We start from the raw sequence: 21,903 nt of genomic DNA, 5'->3' as shown, positions 1-21,903 counted from the left end.
AGCATCACCGCAAAATTCTCTGCCGTCCACGACCCGCAGCGCGCCAAGCTTGGGCACAATGCCGGTTCTGTACCACGCGAAGCCTGCGCATGCTCAGCCTCTATCACGCCAACGATCTGGAAAGCCTCGGCGAACTCGCCGCGCAGCTGCTCGCGCAGCCGCAGGGCGACCCGCTGGCGCCGGTGCAGGTGGTGGTGCCCAGCCAGGGCATGGGCCGCTGGTTGACCCTGGAGCTGGCGCGGCGCCAGGGCATCGTCATGCAGCTCGACGTGCAGCTGCCGGCCAGCTTCATCTGGCAACTGACGCGGCAGGTGCTTGGCGAGCTGCCGGAGCAGAGCGCGTTCAAGCCGCAGACCCTCGCCTGGCGCCTGTATGACTGGCTCTGCGAGCCCGACAACCTGGCCCGCGCGCCGCGCCTGGCGCATTACCTGGAGGGCAGTGACGAACGTCGGCGGCTGTCGCTGGCCGGACGCATCGCCGACGTCTTCGACCAGTACCTGCTGTTTCGCGACGACTGGCTGGAGGCCTGGGAGCGCGGTCAGCTGCTCGATCTGGGGCCGGACGAAGCCTGGCAGGCGCTGCTCTGGCAGATGCTCACCGTCGACGGCCACCCACACCGCGCGCGGCTGTTCGGCGATCTGCTGGCACGGCTGCAGAGCGGCGCCGCGCCCGCCGGGCTGCCGGAGCGCCTGGTGGTGTTCGGCATCAGCAGCCTGCCGCCGCATCATCTGCGCGTGCTGCAGGCGCTGGCGCGGCACTGCGAGGTGGTGCTGTTCGCACTCAATCCCTGCCGCGAAGCCTGGGGCGAGATTCGCGACCTGCGCGAGCTGGCGCGCGACAGCCGCGTGATGCCGGACGACTGGTACCTGGACGTCGGCCATCCGCTGCTGGCCAGCCTCGGCAAGCAGGGCCGCGACTTCTTCGACAGCCTGTTCGCCCTGGCCAGCGAGGAGGGCGCGCAGGAAATCGGGGTTTACGCCGCGGATGCCGACCTGCATGACGACAGCCTGCTGCACGCCATGCAGAACGACATCCTGCGGCTGCGCAGTCGCAGTGCCGAGGAGCGCCTGCGGTTGCGCGTGGACGATCGCTCGCTGGAGCTGCACGTCTGCCACTCGCCGCTGCGCGAGGTCGAGGTGCTACACGACCAGCTACTGGCGCGCTTTGCCGCCGACCCGAGCCTGACGCCGGATCAGGTGGTGGTGCTGACCCCCGACATCGAGCGTTACGCACCCTTCATCGAGGCGGTTTTCGGCGGGCGCGGCGGCGCCACGCGGGCGACGCGCATCCCCTACAGCCTGGCGGACCGCAGCCTGCGCACCGAGCTGCCGCTGATCGAGGCGTTCCTCGAGCTGCTGGCGCTGCCGGAAAGCCGCTTTGCCGCCGAGGAACTGCTCGGCCTGCTGGAGCGGCCGGCGCTGGCCCGGCGCGCCGGCATCGAGCAGGAAGACCTGCCGCTGCTGCGCGACTGGTTGCGCAGTGCCGGGGTGCGCTGGGGCCGTGATGACAACCATCGAGCGCGCCTGGGTTTGCCGCCGGAAGCCGCCTTCAGCTGGCGCCAGGGTCTCGACCGGCTGCTGCTCGGCTTTGCCGCCCCGCAGCAGCTGGCGGGCGACGCGCCGCCGCTGCTCGGTGACTGCTGGCCGCTGGATGCGCTGGAGGGTGCCCGCGCCCAGCTGCTAGGGCGCCTGGCCGGGTTCGTCGCCGCGCTCGGCCGCTGGGCTGATGAGCTGGACCGGCCGCGCCCGCTGGCGGACTGGGCCGACTGTCTGCAGCGGCTGATCGACGAGCTGTTCGACGAGGCCGAGGCCGGCGAGACCCTGTTGCTGCTGTCGCGCGCCTGCGCCGCCCTGCGCGAGCAGGCCGAGGCGGCGGACATCCGCCGGCCGTTGCCGATGCAGCTGGTGCGCCAGCAACTGGTCGCCGCACTGGAGCAGGGCAGCGGCGCCTCCGGCTTCCTCACCGGCGCGGTGACCTTCTGCACCATGGTGCCGATGCGCAGCCTGCCGTTTCGCTGGGTCTGCCTGCTCGGCCTGGACGACGGCGCGCTGCCGCGACGTACCCCGGCCGCCGGCTTCGACCTGATCGCCCGCCATCCACGACGGGGCGACCGCGCGCGACGCCTGGATGACCGCTACCTGCTGCTGGAAATCCTGCAGAGCGCGCGCGATGGCCTCTACCTCAGTCATGTCGGCCGAGACCCGCGTGACAACGCGGCGCTGCCGCCCTCGGTGCTGGTCAGTGAGATCCTCGACTGCATCGACCTGTGCGCAGAGGCCGAGCCTGCCGCGGACAATCCACAGGGGCTGGCGAGTCGCGCACGGACCTTCCTGCATCCGCTACAGCCCTTCGCCCCGGGCAACTTCGATCCGGCGCTGGGCGGCGGCTTCGCGGCCGGGTGGCAGCGCGCCGCGCAGACCCTCGCGCGGCCGCCGCTGGCGCCGCCGGCGCCCTTCGCCGATGCGCTGGAAGCGCTCGCGGACGACTGGCTGCAGATCGAGCCGAACCGCCTGCTGCAATGCTTCCGCCATCCGGCGCGGTTCCTCCTGGAGCAGCGCCTGGGCCTGCGCCTGCCGGCCAGCGAGCAGAGCCTGGCGGGCGACGAACCCTTCGCCCTGGAGCGCGAGGTGCAACAGCGCCTGCGCCAGCTGGCCCTGCAGGCGGTGGAGCGCGGCTGGAGCGAGGCCGAGGAACGCCGGGTGGCGGCATCCGCCGCGCTGCTGCCGGTCGGAGAGCTGGGCCAGGCCTACTGGGGCAGCCTGCGCGGACCGATCCGCGCCTTCGCCCCGCGGCTGTTCGCCGAGCGCCCGCAGCAGGCGCCGCAGCCGCTGCTGGTGGATGTACAACTGGCCGGCGTGCACCTGCATGGCTGGCTCGATGGCGTCACCGAGGCCGGCCTGTTCGGCTACCGCCTGCGTGATCTGGGCCCCTGGGAGCTGGCCGGTTTCTGGTTGCGTCATCTGTTACTGAACATCGCCGCGGGCGACGGCATTGCCCGCGACAGCCGGCTGCTGTCGCCGCGCAGCGAGTGGCGTCTGGGCCCGCTGGCCGATCCGCAGGCGCTCCTGGCGCCCTGGCTTGCGGCCTACCGCGAGGCGCTGCTGGCGCCGCTGCCGCTGTTCGCCCGCGCCAGTCACGGGTTTGCCTACAAATCACGTCACCCCGGGCGCAAGGAGCCGCTCGACGCGGCGCGCAGCGAGGCGCGAACCCACTGGCTGGGCAACGACTACCTCGCCGCGGAGGCACTCGATCCGTGGAACGCCCTGGCCTTCCGCGGCGTCGATCCGCTGGGCGAGCGCTTCGAGCAGCTGGCCGAGGCGCTCTATGGCCCGGCGCTGGATGCCCTGCAGGGTGACGCGGAGGACGACGCATGAGCCAGGCACCGCTGGATCTGCTCAACGATCCCTTCGCCGGGCGCACGCTGATCGAGGCCAGCGCCGGCACCGGCAAGACCTGGACGCTGACCGCGCTCTACGCCCGTCTGCTGCTCGAGCGCGGCCTGTCGGTGGGCCAGATTCTGGTGGTCACCTACACCACCGCCGCCACCGCCGAGCTGCGCGAGCGCATCCGCGCGCGCCTGGCCCAGCTGCTCGCGGTCTACGAGCACGGGCCGGGTGAGGACGCGCTGCTCAACGCACTGCAGACGCGCTATCCGCAGGCCGAGCATCGCCGCCGGCTGCTGCTGGCGGTGCATGGCTTCGACGAGGCGGCGATCTTCACCATCCACGGCTTCTGCCAGCGCGCCCTGCAGGATGCCGCCTTCGAGGCCGGCGGCGATTTCGATGCCGAGCTGACCCAGGACGACCGCGAGCTGCTCGACGCACTGCTCGCCGACCTCTGGCGCCAGCACCTGGCCGACGCCGATGCGGACTGGGCGGCCTTCCTGGTGCAGCACAAGATCACCCCGCAGAGCCTGCGCCAGCGGCTGCGCGGCCACCTCGGCAAACCCTACCTGCGCATCGAGCCTACGCCAGGGGCGGGGGTCGAACTGGCTCCGCTGCGGCACGCCTGGAACCACGCGCAGGCGCTCTGGCACAGCCGCGCCGAGGACTGGCTGGCGCAGCTGCGCAAGTGCGACGGGTTCAAGAGCAACATGTTCGATGCGACCAAGCTGGCGGCCTGGCAGGCCAGCCTGGATGCCTACTTCAGCGATCCGGCGGCGCTCTTCGCCGGCGGCGATGCGCTGACCCGGCTGTCACGCGAGGGCCTGGCGAAAGCCTGCAAGAAGGATCGCCAGGCGCCGCCCAGTCCGCTCGGCGATGCCCTGCAGGCGCTCTGCGAGGCGCTGGCAACGGCGCGCCCGCAGGCCGAGCGCAGGCTGATCGACCTGCAGGTCGAGCTGATCGCCCAGCTCAACCGCCAGTTGCCGCAGCGCAAGGCGGCGCAGCGTCTGCTGGCCTTCGACGATCTGCTCAACCGCTTGCGCGAGGGGCTCTACGGCGAAGGCGGCGACAGCCTGGCGGCGACCCTGCGTGCGCAATACCCAGTGGCGCTGATCGACGAGTTCCAGGACACCGACCCGATCCAGTACGACATCTTCCGGCGCATCTATCCGGCCGACGTGGCCGGCGCCGACCTGTGCTTCGTCGGCGACCCCAAGCAGGCCATCTACGCCTTCCGCGGCGCCGACCTGGCGACCTACCTGCGCGCCCGCGACGACAGCGCGCGGCAGTACAGCCTGGACACCAACCACCGCTCCACCGACGCGCTGATCGCCGCGCTCAACCAACTGTTCGACCGCCCGCGACCCTTCGCCGAGCCGGGGCTGGACTATCCGCCGGTGCTGCCCAGCCAGCGTCAGCGGGCGCCGCTGGTGTTGCCCGGTGAGGTCGCGCCGCTGGCGCTGGTGTGGCTGGACGACGAGGCGCTCGGCAAGGGCGAGGCGGGTGCCCTGGCCGCCACCGACAGCGCCCGGCGTATCGCCGCGCTGCTCGCCGCCAGCGCCCGTGGGGAGGCCTACTTCGACGAGCCGGCTGGCCGTGTCGCGCTGCGTGGCGGCGACATCGCGGTGCTGGTCGCCAGCCATCGCCAGGCCGCCGAGGTGGCTGCCGAGCTGAGTGCGCGCGGGGTGCCCAGCGTGCGCCGCGGCAAGGAAAGCGTCTGGCACAGCGAGGAGGCCGGCGAGCTGGAGGCGGTGCTGGCGGCCTACGCCGAACCAGGCCGCGAAGGCGTGTTGCGCTACGCGCTGATGACCCGGTTGCTTGGGCGCAGCGCCGCCGACCTGGCGCGCTGCCAGACCGATGCACTGGCCTGGGATGCCGAGCGCGAGGCGGCTGAGCGCTACCACCAGCTCTGGCAACAGCAGGGCTTCATGCGCGCCTTCCGCGCCTGGCTGGACGAGCAGCAGGTGGCCGAGCGCCTGCTGGCGCTGGAGGACGGCGAACGCCGCCTGACCAACCTGCTGCACCTGGCCGAGCTGCTGCAGGAAGAAAGCCAGCAGCGTCAGGGCCTGGAGGCGCTGCTCGCCTGGCTGGCGGCGCAGCGCGCCATCGACAACCACGGCGAGGGTGCGCTGCTGCGCCTGGAAAGCGATGCCGAACGGGTACAGATCGTCACCATCCATACCGCCAAGGGCCTGGAATACCCGCTGGTGTTCTGCCCCTACCTGTGGGACGGCCGCCTGCTGGGACGCAACGATGACAGCGCGACCTGCCACGACGAGGACGGCACGCCGCTGCTCGATCTCGGCGGCGACCGGCTCGCCGAGCATGTCGAGGCCGCCCGCCGCGAGAGCTTCGCCGAGAAGCTGCGGCTCACCTACGTGGCCCTCACCCGCGCGCGTGCCGGGCTCTGGCTGCACTGGGGACCGGTGGCCCTGTGCAAGCCGAAGAAGGATGGCAGCCTGGCCGACGAGGGCCTGCACAGCAGTGCCCTGGCCTGGCTGCTGCACGGTCGTGAGCTGCCCGGCGGCGATGCGCTCGGCGAGCTGGCCAGCCACCTGGCCGGCCTGGAACCGGCCGGGCTGCGCCAGGAACTGCAGCAACTGGTGAACGCCAGCGCCGGGCGCATCGCCCTGCTGCCCCTGACCGGCGAGGAGGCGGCCGCCAGCGGCGAGTCGCGCGCCGCCATGCCGGCGCCGTTGCGCAGCCTGGAGCGCGCGCTGAACAGCGCCTGGCGCATGGGCAGCTTTTCCGGCCTGGCCGCCGGCATGCACAAGGAGGCACCCGATCGCGACGAGCAGTTGCCGCTGGCCAGCGTCGACCCCGGCAGCGGCTTCTTCGCCTTCCCGCGCGGCGCCCGCGCCGGCACCTGCCTGCACGCCATCCTCGAGGACTGGGCGCGCGGCAAGGGCGCGCTGGCCGAGCTGGTGGCGCCGGCGCTGAGTGCCCACGGCATCGATGCTGAGACCTGGGCCGAGACCGCCCTGGCCCAGCTCGAACAGGTCATCCACGCCGACCTCGACGGCCAGGGCCTGAGCCTGGCCGCGCTTGCGCCCGGGCGGCGGCTGCCCGAACTGGGCTTCACCTTTCCGGTCGCCGGACTGGACGTGGAGCGGCTGCGCACGCTGCTGCTCGACCCGACGCATTGCCTGCCGCCGACGATGCGCAGCGCGGCCGAGCGACTGGAGTTCGACAGCCTCAAGGGCTTCATGAAGGGCTTCATCGACCTGACCTTCGAGCATGCCGGACGCTGGTACATCCTCGACTACAAGTCCAACTGGCTCGGACCGGACGCCAGCCACTACGGTGGCGAGCGGCTAGAGCAGGCCATCGCCGGCGAGCACTACTACCTGCAGTACCTGATCTACCTGGTGGCACTGCGGCGCTTCCTGCGTCTGCGTCTGCCAGGCTTCGTCGACAGTGCCCTGGGCGGCGCCTACTACCTGTTCCTGCGCGGCATGCCGAGCGCCGGGGTGTACTTCCAGCGACCGGCGGACAGCCTGCTCGATGCGCTTGATCAGCTGTTCGCGGAGGGCGGCCGATGAGTCTTGCCGATATCCCCCTCGGGTCGCTGGAGCGCGCGCTGCTCGACAGCCTGCAGCGCCTCGACCCGCAGGCATCACCAGCGGTGCTGGCCGGCGCCGCGCTGTGCAGCGAGGCACTGGCGCGCGGCGATGTCTGCCTGCCGCTGCGCGCCTGGGCCGGTAGTCAGCCCTGGTCGGGCAGTGCGCTGCGCCTGCCAGAGCTGGCGCAGTGGCGTACGCAACTGAACGAAAGTGCGCTGGTTGGCGCGCCCGGAGCCTTCGCCCCGCTGATCCTGGATGGCGAACGTCTCTATCTGGCGCGTTATCACGCCTACGAGGTGCGCCTGGCACAGCGTCTGCTGGCCCTGGCCGGGCAGCGTCCGGCGGTGGACGAGCAGCGCCTGGCAGACAGCCTGCAGCGGCTGTTCGCCTTCAACCAGCAGAGCCCGGACTGGCAGCGCCTGGCGGCGGCCCAGGCGGTACGCCGCCAGCTGGCGGTGATCTCCGGCGGCCCCGGCACCGGCAAGACCACCACCGTGGTGCGCCTGCTCGCCGCGCTGCTGGAGCAGGGCCGGCCGCTGGCCATCGGCCTGGCCGCGCCGACCGGCAAGGCCGCGGCGCGGATGGCCGAGGCGATCAGAAATGCCAAGGCGGCGCTGCCGGTGAGCGAGGAGATCAAGGCGGCGCTGCCGGAGACCGCGCGCACCCTGCATCGCCTGCTCGGGGCCAGCGGCGACAGCCCGCAGGTACGCCATGACGCGGCCCAGCCATTGCCGCTGGATGTGCTGGTGGTCGATGAAGCCTCGATGATTGACCTGGCACTGATGGCCAAGCTGGTCGAGGCACTGCCGCCTGGCGCGCGGCTGATCCTGCTCGGCGACAAGGATCAGCTCAGCGCCGTGGAAGCCGGCGCGGTGTTCGCCGAACTGTGCGAGGGCCGCGGCTTTGACGCAGGCTCCGTGGCCGAGCTGCAGCGCATCACCGGACAGCGCGTGCCGGTGCAGGCGCCGAGCTCGCGCCTCGGCGATGCCGTGGTGCTGCTCAGCCACAGCCATCGCTTCGCCGGCGACAGCGGTATCGGCGAACTGGCCCGGCGGATCAACGCCGGCGAGGCGCGCGGCACCCTGGCGCTGCTCGCCGAGGATCGCCCGGACCTGGCCTGGAATGCCCATCCGGCTCAGAACGGCCTGCTTGAACGGCTGGACAGCGGCTACGCCGGCTTTCTCGCGGCGGCGCGTGGCGGCGAACCGGCGCAGGCCTTCGCCGCCTTCAACAGCTTTCGCGTGCTTACCGCGCAGCGTGAAGGGGGCTGGGGCGTGGCCGGCATCAACGAGGCCTTCGAGGCGCGCATCCGCCGGCGCTTCAGCCTGGGCAACGCACGCTGGTATCCGGGGCGCGCGGTGATGGTGCGACAGAACGACTACGCCCTCGGCCTGTTCAACGGTGACATCGGCATCTGCCTGAACAGCGAGCACGGCCTGCGGGTGTTCTTCGAGAGCGAGGACGGCTACCGGCCCTTCGTGCCGGCGCGCCTGCCCAGCCACGACAGCGCCTTTGCCATGACCGTGCACAAGAGCCAGGGCTCTGAGTTCGAAGAGGTGCTGCTGGTACTGCCCGAGCAACCCAGCCCGCTGCTGACCCGCAGCCTGCTCTACACCGGCGTTACCCGAGCCAAGCGGCGCGTCGAGCTGTGGAGCCTGGCGCCGCGCCTGCAGGAGGCAGTCAGCACCCGTGCCGAGCGTGCCGCCGGGCTGGCCGAGCGGCTGGCGATCGCTGCGCCGGACCAGGGCGATCCACCGGGGCCGGCCGAGGCCAATGCCGCGGGTCAGTTCCAGTTGTTCTGAATCACTCATTTCTAAGGAGAGGGGAATCCATGTTGTGTGCCATCCGCCGGGCATTGTTGCCACTGGTGCTGCTATCCAGTCCTCTGCTGCACGCGGCAGGCAATATCCAGGTTCTCGAGGGTGTGCTGGGCAAGATGCCGATAGTGGTCGAGCTGCACCTGGAGAGCGAACGCGTCGAAGGTCGCTATTTCTACCGCAAGCACCTGCTGGACCTGCCGCTGGAGGGGACTGTTACAGCAGGCGGTATGCAGCTGCAGGAAGGCTACGAGCGCTTTGGCGAGCCGTTGCCGCAGCTGGCGCTGACGCCGACCGAGGAGGGCGGCTGGAAAGGGCAATGGCGCAGCCCGCAGGGGCGGGTGTTCGCCGTGCAGTTGGCACCCGTGCGCCTGGAGGCACTTCCGGCCGGGGCCGACGCGTTCTGGGTGGACCTGTACCAGCGCCAGCCCTACGAGTTCATCCGCCTGCTCGCCAGCGGCGAAAGGCAGACCCTGCGCGAAAGCGAGTTCATGGGTCGACGGCTGCAGTGGCGTCGCGACGAGGTCAGTGGCATCGAGCTGTTCGAACTGCTCGACGGCTACTCCCCGGCGCAGCTGGAACGAATCAACCTGCAGCTGCGCGAGCGCTTCTGGCAGGAGGTGATGGCCTTTCACCAGTGCCAGCTGGGTGGCAGCGGCATGGGCAGCGAGTTCGACCAGCACGCCACCCCGCACCTGTTTTCCGCCAAGGCGGTCAGCCTGAGCCTCTTCACCAGCTACTTCTGCGGCGGCGCGCACCCGGACTTCGGCGATGTGCCGCTGACCATCGAGGTCGACAGCGGCAACGAACTGACCCTGGAGGAAGTGCTCTGGATCGGCGACGGCAAGCCGTTCCGCTACGACTATCGCGACGACTCCGCGGCCCCCGAGCGCAACGACACCGACTTCTCGAACTACTCGCGTTATCGCCGCGAGCAGCTGGCGCCCTGGCTGGTCGAGCAGCTCACCCGGCTCTACCCGGAGCAGATGCAGCCGGTCGCGACGGATGACGACTGTGACTACAGCGACACCGAGATCTGGAAATATCCTTCCTGGTATCTGAGCGATCAGGGCCTCCATCTTGGCCCCAGCTTTGCCCGCGTGGCCCGCGCCTGCGAGTACCCGGAGTGGTCGGTGCTGCCCTACGAGGTCATCCGCCAGCAACCGGGGCGGGTAAAGCTGTAGGTTGGGCCACCAGGCCCAACGGGCGGTGTTTCGGAGACCTTCGCGGCTTGCGTATGGGCAGCCACGTTGGGCCTCGCGTCGCTCGGCGTAGGACTCAACGCATGAACGATCTGCGAATGGATTCATCTGGCTGAAAAGGACGCAACGAATGCGCTGGATACCCCTGCTGGCCCTCTCGGCACTGCCTGCCATGCCACTGCATGCAGCACCCACCTGCGACGTGTTCAGCGACCCGGAAGCCTGCCTGGGGCAACCGCTGAGCGCGCTGGACGACCGCTATTTCTCACCCTATTCGCATCCGACCGCGACTTCGATACACAGCACGGATCGCGACAACCCTGCACGTCAGTACGTCGAGGTGCGAGCCAAAGAGGAGTGCATCTACATGCTGTATTTCGCGCATACCACCTCGCAGTCAGCCCGTCCTTACGCTGAGTTCGAAGCCTTTCGCGAATCGGTGCGTGCCCGCTATCCGGCGCAAGAATGGTTGCAGAGAGAGCGTTACGACAACCTGAGCATCTACGACGCCCCCGATCGGCAGATCAGGCTGTCCAATCGCCATGTGGTGTTCTATTCCCGAGCCTGCCCCGGCATCGAGATTCCCGTCCCGCGCAAGTAGGTTGGGCCGCCGGGCCCAACGGGCGGTGTCTCGGATACCTGCGGGGCCAGGACATGGGCTTCGCGGTTGAGCCGCGCTTCGCTCGGCGCCCGAAGGCTGCCGAGCGGACTACCCAGGTCGTCCCCTCGGCTTGAGCCGGCTGTCACAGTTCGCCATCCAGCGCTCTCACCCGCAGCCGTTCACGTTCGTCGAAGCGGCGTGTCTGCAGTGCGTCGATGGCTTGTTGCAGGTCGCGCTCGGCGAGGCCGGCACTGCGCAAGCGGTTGCGCTCGGCGGTGTAGTCGCTCAGGCGTGCCTGCCACTGCGCCTGTTGCTGGTCCAGCTGCGCCAGCGCATCGGCCGCCTGGGCGCCAAGACTTTCCTCGCGCACTCGGCGGAGATCCTCGGCGCTGGCGCCCTCGGACTGCAGCTGCCGGGTGGTGGCGTATAGCTCGGCGTGGCTGGTGCTTTGCTGGCGTGCCTCGCGCAGCGCATCCGGCAATTGTCGATCGAGTGCGTCGAGGGCCTGCTGGCGTTGCTGCGGGTCCAGGTCGCTGCGGGTGATCTCCAGTCGCTGGATGGTGTAGCTGTCTTCGGCATACTGGCTGGCGAAGAACATTTCGACTTCCTCGGTACTGAAGTGGCTGCGGCGCATGGCGTCGAGCGCCGCGAGGCGCTGGCGCAACTGTACGGGTTCGAGCGTGCGCGGCATGCGCGGCAGGTCTTTCAGGGCAATGCGGTAGTCGATGTAGCGGCGCAGCAGGTCGCGCGCCTGGTCCAGGGCGACGCCATTGAGCTGCGCCGCCAGATCGCGATGGATACGTTGCAGCAGCCGCGCCAGGTCATCCTCTTCGCCGCCGGCAAGGTAGAAGTCGAACAGGTGCAGCAGGTCTTCCTGGAGGATGAGCTGGCCATCCTCGCTCATGCGTAGCAGCACCCCATGCTGGGCACCCTGTAGCGAAGCGGGCAGCGGGCCGGGATCGGGCAATGCCTTGATCGATGTGTCGCGCAGTTGGCGATTGAGTGCGCGTGACTGCTCGACCGAGCTGTCCACCGCGACGGGCGGCGCCACCGGCGCTGCGGGCGGCTCAGGCATGTCGAGTTGCTGATAGGTGAAGTAGGTGCTGGCGCCGATCAGGCAGAGGCCGCCGAGCAGCGCGACACCGAGGATTCGTTGCGACATCGAAGCTTCCTCGAAGGCGGGCACGCCCGCAGGCGTGCCCGGCGGGGGTCAGAGACCGGCGTTCTTGAGGCGATTGACGTGGTTGAGCATGACCGTCTTCGGGTTGGTCTCGAACAGCGATACCAGACCGAACAGGTGGTTGTTCACGTCGATATGGTTCATCCGGTAGTTGTCCTTGAGCACCTTGCCGAAGTGGCTGGAGCAGCGCCCGGTGACGCCGTCGTTGGGCTCGCTGAAGGACAGCGAGGTGGTGACGAACAGGGGGTCGGACAGGTCGAACAGGTTGGTCATCGGCGAGGTACCGCTCATCGAGTAGAGGCGGATCGGGTGACCGCCCAGCGTCACGCTTTGCGGGCCTTCGCCACAGGCGCTGGTGGGCAGGCCGGCAGGGAAGGTGGCGTTGTTGGCGGCCGCGCCCTGTTGATTGAACTCGGCGAGCATGGCCCTGACGTCGGAGCGGCTTTTGCGGTTGTCCGAGAGCAGGTTGACCATGTCGCCGGTGGCGTTGAGCAGCACATCCAGGGTGACCCCCTGGAGGCTGCCTTCCGGTGCGGTTTCGGTCACCTGATCAGCCAGTGGCGAACCCTTGTGTGGCGAGTGCAGGGTGGTTACCGAGGCGACCAGGTCCGGGCGGGTGTTCATTACGTAGCGTGCGGTCACGCCACCCTGGCTGTGGCCGATCAGGTTGAACTTGCTGACCTTGCCGCCGGAGGCGGCGCGGATCTGCTCGAGTTGGGCGATCAGGTCTTCGCCGCGCCGGGCGGAGCTGTCGAAGGCATTGATCTTGGGCACGTGGACGGTGGCGCCCTGCTTCTGCAGGGTGCTGGGCAGCTGGTACCAGTAGTCCACGGTGGCGATGCTGTCGAAGGCGAAGATGCCGGGGACCAGGACCACCGGATTGCGGGTCTGGGCCTGGGTGCCGGCGTGCGCGGAGAGCGCGCCGAAGGCGAGGGAGGCAGCAAGCGGGAGGAGTAGCTTTTTCATGAGGTATTCCTGTGTTCGTTGTTGTTGTGGCTTTCCGCACACAGCAGCGGAAGCGGCGGCCATGGAATCACCCGTGCGTCCGCCCAGCTTGTAAGAACTGCTGAAATCTCCGGGTGGTGGGGCGATTTTCGCGACCTGTGTCGCGTTCGCTCTTCTCGCCTGTGCATGCTTGTGCTAACCCTGCGAGCACAACAACAACGAGGCTCAATGCCCATGCACGACCAGGGTCTGCTGCTGCTCTACTTGTGGGACAAGCGCACCTTCTACCTCAGCCATTTCGACCAGCCGCTACAGCTCAGCCAGGCCGCCTGCATGCTGGTGATCGGGCTCGACGGACCCTTGAGGCTGCGCAATGGCGCGGGTGAAGCGCTCTGTCGATCCGCCCTCGCACCGGCTGGCGCGGCATTCGACGCCGACAGTTGCGGCTCGCGCATCGCCATGTGCTTTCTCGATGTGTTCGGTGCGGACTGGCGCCGGCTGCAGCCGCGCTTTGCTCGCCAGCTGGGCGAGCTGGCACTCGATCTGGACGACGAGGCGCAGTGGATCGAGCGTTTTTCCAGCCTGCGCGGCGAGGCGGCCGAGCCGGCACAGGTCTGGCAGTGGCTGGAGCTGCTGATCAATCCGCAGGGCCTGCCCTGGGAGGCGCCGCCCTGTGATCCACGGGTCATGCATGCGGTGGAGCTGATCAAGCGCGACGTGGCGCGCAATCCCTCCATCGAAAGCCTGGCCCGCCAGGTTGCGCTGTCGGTGCCGCGGCTGACGCAGCTGTTTCGCCAGCATGTCGGCATACCCATCCGCCGCTATCGGCAGTGGCACCGGCTGTTCGTCACCTCGGTTGGTGTTGCCCAGGGCCTGAGCCTGACCGATGCGGCGATCGCGGCAGGCTTCACCGACTCGGCCCATTTCAATCACACCTTCCGCACGATTCTCGGCATGACGCCGTCCAGCGTGCTGGCCCGCTCGCGGGGAGTGCGGCTGTTTGTCGAGCGGGCCTGAACGGGCGCCGACCCGCGCCGGCTACCAGCGATCGATCTGGTGGCGTACGCCCGAGGCCTCGATCACCGGCTCGTGGCCGTGCCAGTCGAGGCGGTGATCCATACCGCCAAGTTCGACCCGCGCCGGCCCGTTGAAGTGCAGGTCGAGCAGATGTTCGGCGCCGGCCACGCTGGCCACACTCGGTGGCTCGCCACCGCTCAGGGTGGCGCGGATCTGGTTGCTGCTACCGTCCACGCTCAGGCTGTCGGTACGTTCGACCCGGACCTGAATGTTGACGCCGTTGACCCGTAGCGAGTGCGCCTTGTCCAGGGTCACCTGCAGGTCCCAGCCCTGCACCAGAACGGCGCCGCACTGGCCGCTGAGGCGGATCTGGTTGTCGTTGCCGCCGATGCTGACGTCCTGGCCGGTGCAGGACAGGTTCTGCACCAGGCCCGAGCCATTCACCTCCAGCGAGGCGGCCTGAACGTTGACGACGGCCAGCGCGGCGAGCAGGCCGCTGTAGAGAAAGCTCTTGTGCATGGGGGATTTCCGATAGGTAGGTTCAGTTTTGGTCGCGCGTATGGTTCGCCGCGAGCAGCGCACGCACCTGCTCCAGTACCTGCGTCTGGTGCTGTTCGCTGAGCACGATACCGTCGCGGCTCTGTTTCAGCTCGCCTGCGGCAAAGCGTGCCTTGAACCAGTCCTTGATGAAATCAGGGGCATAGCCGCCGGTGCCGAAGCCCTCTCCAAAGGCGATCAGCGCCGGGTACGCATCCAGATAGTCTTCGCGCCGCTCGACGCGATGGTGACGCTGGTAGAGCCAGAACTGCAGGTCGTACAGCAGCCAGGACAGCGGGTCGGCGTGCAGGGCGAAGTAGCGTTTTTCTTCGAGAATCCGCAGGGCAATGGTGCGCAGCGCCTCGCCGATCTGCGGCAGCGGCGCGACGTTCTCCAGCAGCGGGGCCAGCGCCGCGGAGAAGCTGCCGCGGGTCACCCGCAGCAGGTCGTCCTGGTAGTCGTCCTCGGCGCTGTCGTAGACCTCGGGGTCGACCAGGCCGCGCACGAAGCTCTCGAAGTCCGCGGCGAGAAAGGTGATTCGGTAATCGCTTTCCTGGTCGACGTGGACCACCTGCGGCTCGCCCGACGGGCCACAGGCGCGGTAGTCCAGGGCGACCATGTCGTGGCCGGCCGACGGGCAGTCGCAGATGTACACGCCCAGGTCCGGGTAGCCCCATTCCTCGATCATGAAGCGGCTGCCCAGCTCGCCACCGAGCGAGTAGGTCTTGGCGCGGCCGATGCTGAGGAAGCTGGTGATGGCGGCGTGGTCCTCGGCCCAGGAAGTCGTTTCCGTGGTGGGGAAGCAGCTCAGGCGCGGGGTGCCGCCGTTGTGCCGGCGCATGAAGGCCAGATAGCTGGCGGGCAGGCGGTAGCCGAGCTCGGCTTCGAGTTCGGCGACCAGCTCATCGGTTGGCGGCAGGTCGGTGATGTTCTGGCGCGCGTACAGATCGTCGTCCCAGAAGGCCTGCAGATCGATGTCATCGGGAAAGCCGGGCATTGGGGGCGTCCTTGTCGTTGAAACGGTCAGGGGGATTGCAGTTGCTCACGCAGCCACTGCGCCAGGCGTTCGGCGCGGCGGTCGGTCTGCCGACCGGGTACCCAGAGGCTCAGGCGGGCGCGGGTTTCGACGAAGCCCCAGGGAGCCAGCAGACGGCCGCTGGCCAGATCATCGGCTACCAGTTGCTGCGGCGCGATGGCGATACCGAGGCCGGCCAGCGCGCCTTCGAGCAGGTAGTAGAGGTGTTCGAAGCTCTGGCCCAGCACCAGGGCGCCGGGGTCCAGGTCCTGGCTGCGCGCCCAGGCGGGCCAGGCTTGCGGACGTGATGCGGTGTGCAGCAGGGGCTCGGCGAGCAGCGCGCTGGCAGGTGCGTCGCGCAGGCTGGCGCAGCGGGGGTGATGCGGCGAGAGCACCGGACCGATGCGCTCGGCGGCCAGCTCGAAGACCTGCATGTCGGCGGGCCAGGGCGGTTCGGCGAACCATAGCGTGGCGTCCAGGCCGGGCTTGTGCGGGTCCGGCTCGCCCTCGCTGGCGGAGAGCTGCAGGCGCAGCTCGGGCAGCTCGCGGTTGAGGCGGTCCAGCCGCGGGATGAACCAGCGCGCCAGCAGGCTGCCCGGACAACCGAGCACGAAGGGCGCATCGTCGGCCTGGCGGCGCACCTCGGTGCAGGCCTGGCGCAGCCGTGCGAAGGCATCGGCACAGCCGTCACGCAGGCGCAGGCCGGCTTCGCTCAGACGCAGGCCGCGACCCTCCTTGATGAACAGGACCACGCCGAGCTGCTCTTCGAGGCTGCGGATCTGCCGACTCACCGCGCCATGGGTGACGTGCAGCTCGTCGGCCGCACGGCTCACGCTTTGCAGTCGCGCGGCGGCCTCGAAGGCATGCAGCGCGTTGAGCGACGGCAGCTCCTGGCGCATGACTCAGTCCGCCACTTCCGGCAGGAAGCTGACATCCATGCTGTAGCGCTTGGGCTTCTGCGGGTCGATCAGCACGCGGATCTGCTTCTGCTCGGCGACGAAGCGACTGGGGTCGAACCACAGGTTGTCGCTGCGGAACAGATGGACCTTGCCGGTCGCCGGGTTCTGCCACTGGGCGATGATCCGCCAGGGGTGCTGGCCATTGACGCTGTAGGAGGTGTTGCGCTGCACATCCACCGGGACGGCGAAGACCGCCTCGCCAGTCACCGCCAGATCCCGCGCACGGAAACCCGAGAGCAGCGGCGGCAGCACGAAGACCAGGCCGATCAGCAGGAACACCGACCCGATCCCGCCCAGCACCAGGCTGACGAACCAGTTCTCGGTGAAGCTGTCGAGACGGGCGCTGGCGGGCGAGGCGGCGGGGTAGAGGACGCGAACACGCTCGCCGACGTCGTAGGCGGGCGGGCTGCTGCAGACGCCGCCGCGGAACTGGACGGACTGGCCGTCCACCGTGGAAAACTCAATGGTCGGGCAGCCCTGCACGACATGTGCGACCCAGCCCTCAGCGGCCGTCAGGCTGTCCTGATGGCTCAGTCGATTGACTTGAACTGCAACGGCACCAGCCAGCAGCAATGCGCCTATACCGGGGAAAATCCATAGCCATCCCTGTTTCATAGCAATCTCCGCAATCAGGTAATCTGTTAGAAAAACTCACATGAATGGGCGCAATTATCGGTATTTGCCGGCGCCTGTCCAGTCGTAGACTGCGCGCATTGTCTGACCAACCCACGGATGCCTGCCATGCCTGGTTCACAGAACTCCTATCGCAACGGTCCCGACGCCAAGGGCCTGTTCGGTCACTTCGGCGGTCAGTACGTCGCCGAAACCCTGATGCCGCTGATCCACGATCTGGCCGCCGAGTACGAGAAGGCCAAGGCCGACCCGGAATTCATCAAGGAACTGGCCTATTTCCAGCGCGACTACGTCGGCCGGCCGAGCCCGCTGTATTTCGCCGAGCGCCTGACCGAGCATTGCGGCGGGGCGAAGATCTACCTCAAGCGCGAAGAGCTCAATCACACCGGCGCGCACAAGATCAACAACTGCATCGGCCAGATCCTGCTGGCCCGGCGCATGGGCAAGAAGCGCATCATCGCCGAGACCGGCGCCGGCATGCACGGCGTGGCCACCGCCACCGTGGCCGCGCGCTTCGGCATGGAGTGCGTGATCTTCATGGGCACCACCGACATCGATCGGCAGCAGGCCAACGTTTTCCGCATGAAGCTGCTCGGCGCCACCGTGATCCCGGTGGTCGCCGGCACCGGCACGCTCAAGGACGCGATGAACGAGGCGCTGCGCGACTGGGTCACCAACGTCCACAACACCTTCTATATGATCGGCACCGTGGCCGGCCCGCACCCGTATCCGGCGATGGTCCGCGACTTCCAGGCGGTGATCGGCAAGGAAACCCGCGAACAGATCCTTGAGAAGGAAGGCCGTCTGCCCGACAGCCTGGTGGCCTGCATCGGCGGCGGCTCCAACGCCATCGGCCTGTTCCATCCCTTCCTCGACGATGCCGGCGTGCAGATCGTCGGCGTCGAAGCCGCCGGCTACGGCATTGCTACCGGCAAGCACGCCGCCAGCCTGAATGGCGGCGAGCCGGGCGTGCTGCACGGCAACCGCACCTTCCTGCTGCAGGACGACGATGGCCAGATCATCGACGCCCATTCCATCTCCGCCGGCCTCGACTACCCCGGCATCGGCCCCGAGCACGCCTGGCTGCATGACGTCGGCCGCGTCGAATACACCTCGGTGACCGACGACGAGGCGCTGGCCGCCTTCCACCAGTGCTGCCGCCTGGAAGGCATCATCCCGGCGCTGGAAAGTGCCCATGCGCTGGCCGAAGTGTTCAAGCGCGCCCCGACCCTGCCCAAGGATCACCTGATGGTGGTCAACCTGTCCGGCCGTGGCGACAAGGACATGCAGACCGTGATGCACCACCTGGGCGATGCCCTGGCCCCTCAGGAGAACAAGGCATGAGCCGCCTGCAGACCCGTTTTGCCGAACTGAAGCAGCACAATCGTGCCGCCCTGGTGACCTTCATCACAGGCGGCGACCCGGACTACGCCACCAGCCTTGCGATCCTCAAGGGCCTGCCCGCCGCCGGCGCCGACGTGATCGAGCTGGGCATGCCCTTCACCGACCCGATGGCCGACGGCCCGGCGATCCAGCTGGCCAACATCCGCGCCCTGGCCGGCAAGCAGAACCTGGCCAAGACGCTGCAGATGGTGCGTGAGTTTCGCGAAGGTGACAGCGACACCCCGCTGGTGCTGATGGGCTACTTCAACCCCATCCACCACTACGGCGTGGCGCGCTTCATCGAGGACGCCAAGGCCGCCGGGGTCGACGGCCTGATCGTGGTCGACCTGCCGCCGGAGCACAACGAGGACCTTTGCACGCCGGCCCAGGCCGTCGGGCTCGACTTCATTCGCCTGACCACCCCGACCACCGATGACGCACGCCTGCCCACGGTACTTAACGGCAGCTCCGGCTTCGTCTACTACGTTTCCGTGGCCGGCGTGACCGGGGCGGGCTCGGCGACCCTGGAGCACGTCGAGGAAGCGGTAGCGCGCCTGCGTCGGCACACCGAGCTGCCGGTCTGCATCGGCTTCGGCATCCGCACCCCGGAACATGCCGCGACCATCGCCCGCCTGGCCGAAGGCGTGGTGGTGGGCTCGGCGCTGATCGATCAGATCGCCGATGCTCGCTCGCCCGAGCAGGCCGTCGAAGGCGTGCTCGGCCTCTGCCAGCGGCTGGCCGAAGGCGTGCGCAACGCCCGCGGCTGAAGCCAGCCCCGGCGGGTGCGGCGAGTCGTCTGGAGCTTGCCTCACCCGCCTTCGGCACCCTCTCCCGGCGGGAGAGGGAAAAGCGTGCGCGCTCGAAGCTCTGCTAGCCCACACCTCACCGTCGCCCCACAGCTGTCCTTCTCCCTGCGGGAGAAGGTGGTGCAAGGAGCAACCCGCAGCATCGTCCCACGGCTGTCCTTCTCCCTCCGGGAGAAGGTGGCGCGCAGCGCCGGATGAGGGATGGCTGGCGCTGCAGGGATCGGGCTGGCGAGTTTTGCAGGGAGCCCGGTGCGGCATGAATCAGACGTCGGGGGCGGCGAGTTGCCTGAGCCATCCCTCACCCGCCTTCGGCACGCTCTCCCGGCGGGAGAAGGAAAAGTGTGCACGCTCGAAGCTCTGCTCCCTCTCCCGGAAGGAGAGGGAAAAGCCGTTCAGCGGCTGCGTTCGTGCTCCAGGGCCCAGACCGCGGCTTCGACCCGCGAGCGCAGGCCGAGCTTGTGCAGCAGGTTCTTCACGTGGACCTTCACCGTGCCTTCGGTGATGCCGAGCTTGCGGCCGATCATCTTGTTGCTGTTGCCGCCGGCGATCATCTTCAGCACCTGGCGTTCGCGCTCGGTCAGCTCGACCTCCGGTGCTGCCGGCGCCACGCGCAGGGCTCGGGCGAGGACGCGGGCGAGGGTCGGGCTGATCACCAGGTCGCCTTCCAGCGCTTCGCGGATCTGCTGGATCAGCCGCTCCGGCTCCATGTCCTTGAGCAGGTAGCCGTCGGCACCCAGGCGCATGGCGTCGCGTACGTCCTCCTCGGCATCGGAAACGGTGAACAGCAGGATCTTCCCCTCATAGCCCTGCTGGCGCAGGCGCTTGAGGGTTTCCACGCCATTCAGGCTGGGCATGTTGTTGTCCAGCATGACCAGATCCGGCTGCAGCTCGGGCACCCGCAGCAGTGCCTCGGCACCATCGCCGGCCTCGCCGATGATGTCGAAGTCGCTTTCCAGCTCCAGCAGTTGGCGCAGGCCGCGGCGCATCATCGGGTGGTCGTCGACCAGGAAGATGCGGTGACAGGTGGTTTGGTTCATGACGCAAGTACCTCCGGGCGCCGGCCGAGGAAGCCCGGCTGGAATGTCAGGTGCACACGGGTGCCGTGGGGAATGCGGTTTTCCAGCAGCAGCTCGCCGTGCAGGCTGCGCGCGCGCTCCTGCATGATGGTCAGGCCGTGGTGCTGGCGCTGGTCGTAGTCGCCGGACAGGCCGCAACCGTCATCCTCGATCAGCAGTTCCAGCGCCTCGCCCTGCTGGCGCAGCTCGACCCGGACCTGGCTCGGTGCGGCATGCCGGGCGCAGTTGGAGAGCGCTTCGCGGGCGATCTGCAGCAGGTGGATCTGTTCGTTGGCGCTGAGGGTGAAGGCCAGCGGGCGCAATTGCAGCTGGATGTCGAACTGGCCGCGCTGGGCGAATTCGCGGGTGGTTTCCTGCAACGCCTGCTCCAGCCCGCCGTCCTGGATCTGCAGGCGGAAGGTGGTAAGCAGCTCGCGCAGCTGGCGATAGGCGCTGTTGAGCCCGTCGCGCAATTCCTCGGTGACCTGTTCCAGGCTGGCGACCGACTCGCCGCGACTGACCAGGGTCTGCAGCCGGCTGACCTGCAGCTTCATGTAGGAGAGTGCCTGTGCCAGCGAGTCGTGCAGTTCGCGAGCGATGATCGCGCGCTCCTCGAACAGCAGCAGGCGGTGCTCCTGCTCGCGCCGGCGCTCCAGCGACAGGGCAGTGCCGATCAGGTTGGCCAGCGCCTGGATCAGCTCGCTCTCCCAGGCCTGCGGCGGACGGCCGTCGGCGAAGCCGGCGCGCAGCTCGCCCAGCTCGCAGCCCTGGTTGACCACCGGGCAGGCCAGCAGATTCCTGCCTGTGTGCATCTCGCAGGTGGCGCAGTCCTTCGGCGAACAGATCTCGCGCAGGTCGCTACCGTGCAGGGCGATCAGCTGCTCGGCCGGCTCGCCGGGATTGCCATGCAGGCAGAGGCTCAGGCTCAGGCCCGGCAGGCGCTGCTGAAAGCTGTGCAGCAGCCGGTCGAGGGTATTGGCATCGGCAGCATCGGTGGCGACGCTGGAGCTGCTCTGGTAGAGCAGCTCCAGCGCTGCGTTGGCCTGTTCCAGATGGGCAGTCTTCTGCGCTACCCGGGTCTCCAGGGTGCGATGCGACTCCTCGATGGCCTCGGCCATGGCGTTGAAGCTCAGCGCCACCTGGCCCAGCTCGTCGTCGGAGCGAAAGCCGACCCGCGCGGCGAGATCGCCGGCGCGAAAGCGCTCGGTGGCCCCGACCAGCTCCTGCAGCGGGCTGAGCACGCTGCCCTGCAACTCGTACATGCCGATCAGCAGCACGATCACGGTGATGAACAGCGCCAGGCCCTGGATGGTCTGCTGCCAGCTCTGCTTGCTTTCGCTCTGCTTCTGCAGCAGCAGGACGAACTGGTCGAGCTGCTCGACGAAGTCATCGGCGTTGTTCTGGAACAGGCTCGCCTCGCCACTGGCCAGCGCCGGCTGCAACTCGGTGAACCAGCGCTGGTGCAGGTGCCGATAAGCCTGGTTGAGCGGCGAGTCGGGGTCTTTGTCCAGCACACGGGTCAGGTCGGTGCTCTGCAGGCGTTGCTGCAGGTTGTCGCCGAGCTGGCGAATGCTTTCGGCAGGCGCACCGGCTTCGAGCTTCCAGCTCAACCGATAGGTGGCCATGCGCAGGGAGCCGGCGGTATTGATCGCCGCCGCATCGTCCTCGCTGAGCCAGGCGATCAGTCCGGCGCTGACCGCGCTGCCCAGCGCCAGGGTGGCGATCAGGATCACCGCAAGGCCTGCCCGAGCCGGCAGGGAACCGCGCAACCACTGCCACATGCAGGCGCTACCTCGAAAGAGTTGGC

General features: G+C 68.6%; 16 protein-coding genes. 8 read left to right on the top strand and 8 right to left on the bottom strand.

All coding sequences use genetic code 11. From position 1 onward, the window contains the following. Window positions 1-89 precede the first annotated feature (89 nt). From recC to DBO85_RS09940, 5 genes are all read left to right on the top strand, one after another. Window positions 90-3,374: an exodeoxyribonuclease V subunit gamma gene (recC, locus tag DBO85_RS09960; RefSeq protein ID WP_108107111.1), complete on the top strand. Its 3,285-nt coding sequence runs from the start codon at window positions 90-92 to the stop codon at window positions 3,372-3,374. Further along, window positions 3,371-6,925, top strand: a complete 3,555-nt coding sequence (recB, locus tag DBO85_RS09955) for an exodeoxyribonuclease V subunit beta (RefSeq protein ID WP_108107110.1) — start codon at window positions 3,371-3,373, stop codon at window positions 6,923-6,925. The genes recC and recB overlap by 4 nt, the downstream gene beginning before the upstream one ends. Further along, on the top strand, window positions 6,922-8,748 hold the full coding sequence (recD, locus tag DBO85_RS09950) for an exodeoxyribonuclease V subunit alpha (RefSeq protein WP_108107109.1): 1,827 nt from the start codon (window positions 6,922-6,924) through the stop codon (window positions 8,746-8,748). Before recB ends, recD begins: the two co-directional genes overlap by 4 nt. Before the next feature lie 29 nt (window positions 8,749-8,777). After that, entirely contained in the window at window positions 8,778-9,947 is a 1,170-nt protein-coding gene (locus tag DBO85_RS09945) for a hypothetical protein (RefSeq protein ID WP_108107108.1), read from the top strand. Between the two features lie 148 nt (window positions 9,948-10,095). Next, on the top strand, window positions 10,096-10,566 hold the full coding sequence (locus DBO85_RS09940; protein ID WP_108107107.1) for a hypothetical protein: 471 nt from the start codon (window positions 10,096-10,098) through the stop codon (window positions 10,564-10,566). A 142-nt stretch (window positions 10,567-10,708) separates the two neighbouring features. Here DBO85_RS09940 and DBO85_RS09935 read toward each other — a convergent pair whose 3' ends face one another. Both DBO85_RS09935 and DBO85_RS09930 read right to left on the bottom strand, forming a co-directional pair. Beyond that, window positions 10,709-11,728 (bottom strand): lipase secretion chaperone, encoded by a 1,020-nt coding sequence (locus tag DBO85_RS09935; RefSeq protein ID WP_108107106.1) that lies wholly within the window; start codon window positions 11,726-11,728, stop codon window positions 10,709-10,711. 48 nt (window positions 11,729-11,776) lie between these two features. Further along, on the bottom strand, window positions 11,777-12,712 hold the full coding sequence (locus DBO85_RS09930; protein WP_108107105.1) for a lipase family alpha/beta hydrolase: 936 nt from the start codon (window positions 12,710-12,712) through the stop codon (window positions 11,777-11,779). A 207-nt stretch (window positions 12,713-12,919) separates the two neighbouring features. On the opposite strand from DBO85_RS09930, the gene DBO85_RS09925 reads away from it, so the two are divergent. After that, a complete protein-coding gene (locus DBO85_RS09925; RefSeq protein ID WP_158268890.1) occupies window positions 12,920-13,708 on the top strand; it encodes an AraC family transcriptional regulator in 789 nt (262 codons plus the stop codon). 21 nt (window positions 13,709-13,729) lie between these two features. Here the strand turns inward: DBO85_RS09925 and DBO85_RS09920 are convergent, their stop codons facing one another. The 4 genes from DBO85_RS09920 to DBO85_RS09905 are packed head-to-tail and all read right to left on the bottom strand — an operon-like array spanning window position 13,730 to window position 16,834. Then, window positions 13,730-14,227 (bottom strand): DUF3060 domain-containing protein, encoded by a 498-nt coding sequence (locus DBO85_RS09920; RefSeq protein WP_108107103.1) that lies wholly within the window; start codon window positions 14,225-14,227, stop codon window positions 13,730-13,732. A 22-nt stretch (window positions 14,228-14,249) separates the two neighbouring features. Further along, window positions 14,250-15,242, bottom strand: coding sequence for an SMI1/KNR4 family protein (locus tag DBO85_RS09915; RefSeq protein ID WP_108107102.1), 993 nt, complete (start codon window positions 15,240-15,242; stop codon window positions 14,250-14,252). A gap of 26 nt (window positions 15,243-15,268) precedes the next feature. Further along, the gene (locus DBO85_RS09910) at window positions 15,269-16,159 is read right to left on the bottom strand and encodes a LysR family transcriptional regulator (RefSeq protein ID WP_108107101.1); all 891 of its coding nucleotides are present in this window, start codon (window positions 16,157-16,159) and stop codon (window positions 15,269-15,271) included. A 3-nt stretch (window positions 16,160-16,162) separates the two neighbouring features. After that, on the bottom strand, window positions 16,163-16,834 hold the full coding sequence (locus tag DBO85_RS09905; protein WP_108107100.1) for a DUF3592 domain-containing protein: 672 nt from the start codon (window positions 16,832-16,834) through the stop codon (window positions 16,163-16,165). 126 nt (window positions 16,835-16,960) lie between these two features. On the opposite strand from DBO85_RS09905, the gene trpB reads away from it, so the two are divergent. After that, on the top strand, window positions 16,961-18,196 hold the full coding sequence (gene trpB, locus DBO85_RS09900; RefSeq protein WP_108107099.1) for a tryptophan synthase subunit beta: 1,236 nt from the start codon (window positions 16,961-16,963) through the stop codon (window positions 18,194-18,196). Next, window positions 18,193-19,002, top strand: a complete 810-nt coding sequence (gene trpA / locus DBO85_RS09895) for a tryptophan synthase subunit alpha (protein WP_108107098.1) — start codon at window positions 18,193-18,195, stop codon at window positions 19,000-19,002. The genes trpB and trpA overlap by 4 nt, the downstream gene beginning before the upstream one ends. Before the next feature lie 431 nt (window positions 19,003-19,433). On the opposite strand, the gene narL is transcribed toward trpA, so the two are convergent. Both narL and DBO85_RS09885 read right to left on the bottom strand, forming a co-directional pair. Then, entirely contained in the window at window positions 19,434-20,078 is a 645-nt protein-coding gene (gene narL, locus DBO85_RS09890; protein WP_108107097.1) for a two-component system response regulator NarL, read from the bottom strand. Then, window positions 20,075-21,877 (bottom strand): histidine kinase, encoded by a 1,803-nt coding sequence (locus DBO85_RS09885; RefSeq protein ID WP_108107096.1) that lies wholly within the window; start codon window positions 21,875-21,877, stop codon window positions 20,075-20,077. The genes narL and DBO85_RS09885 overlap by 4 nt, the downstream gene beginning before the upstream one ends. Between the last annotated feature and the right edge of the window lie 26 nt (window positions 21,878-21,903).

The sequence above is a fragment of the Pseudomonas mangrovi genome (assembly GCF_003052585.1).
In the GTDB taxonomy this organism is placed as follows: Bacteria; Pseudomonadota; Gammaproteobacteria; order Pseudomonadales; family Pseudomonadaceae; genus Aquipseudomonas; species Aquipseudomonas mangrovi.
Note: the sequence above shows the minus strand (reverse complement) of the source record. Positions and strands in the feature narration are given on the sequence as shown.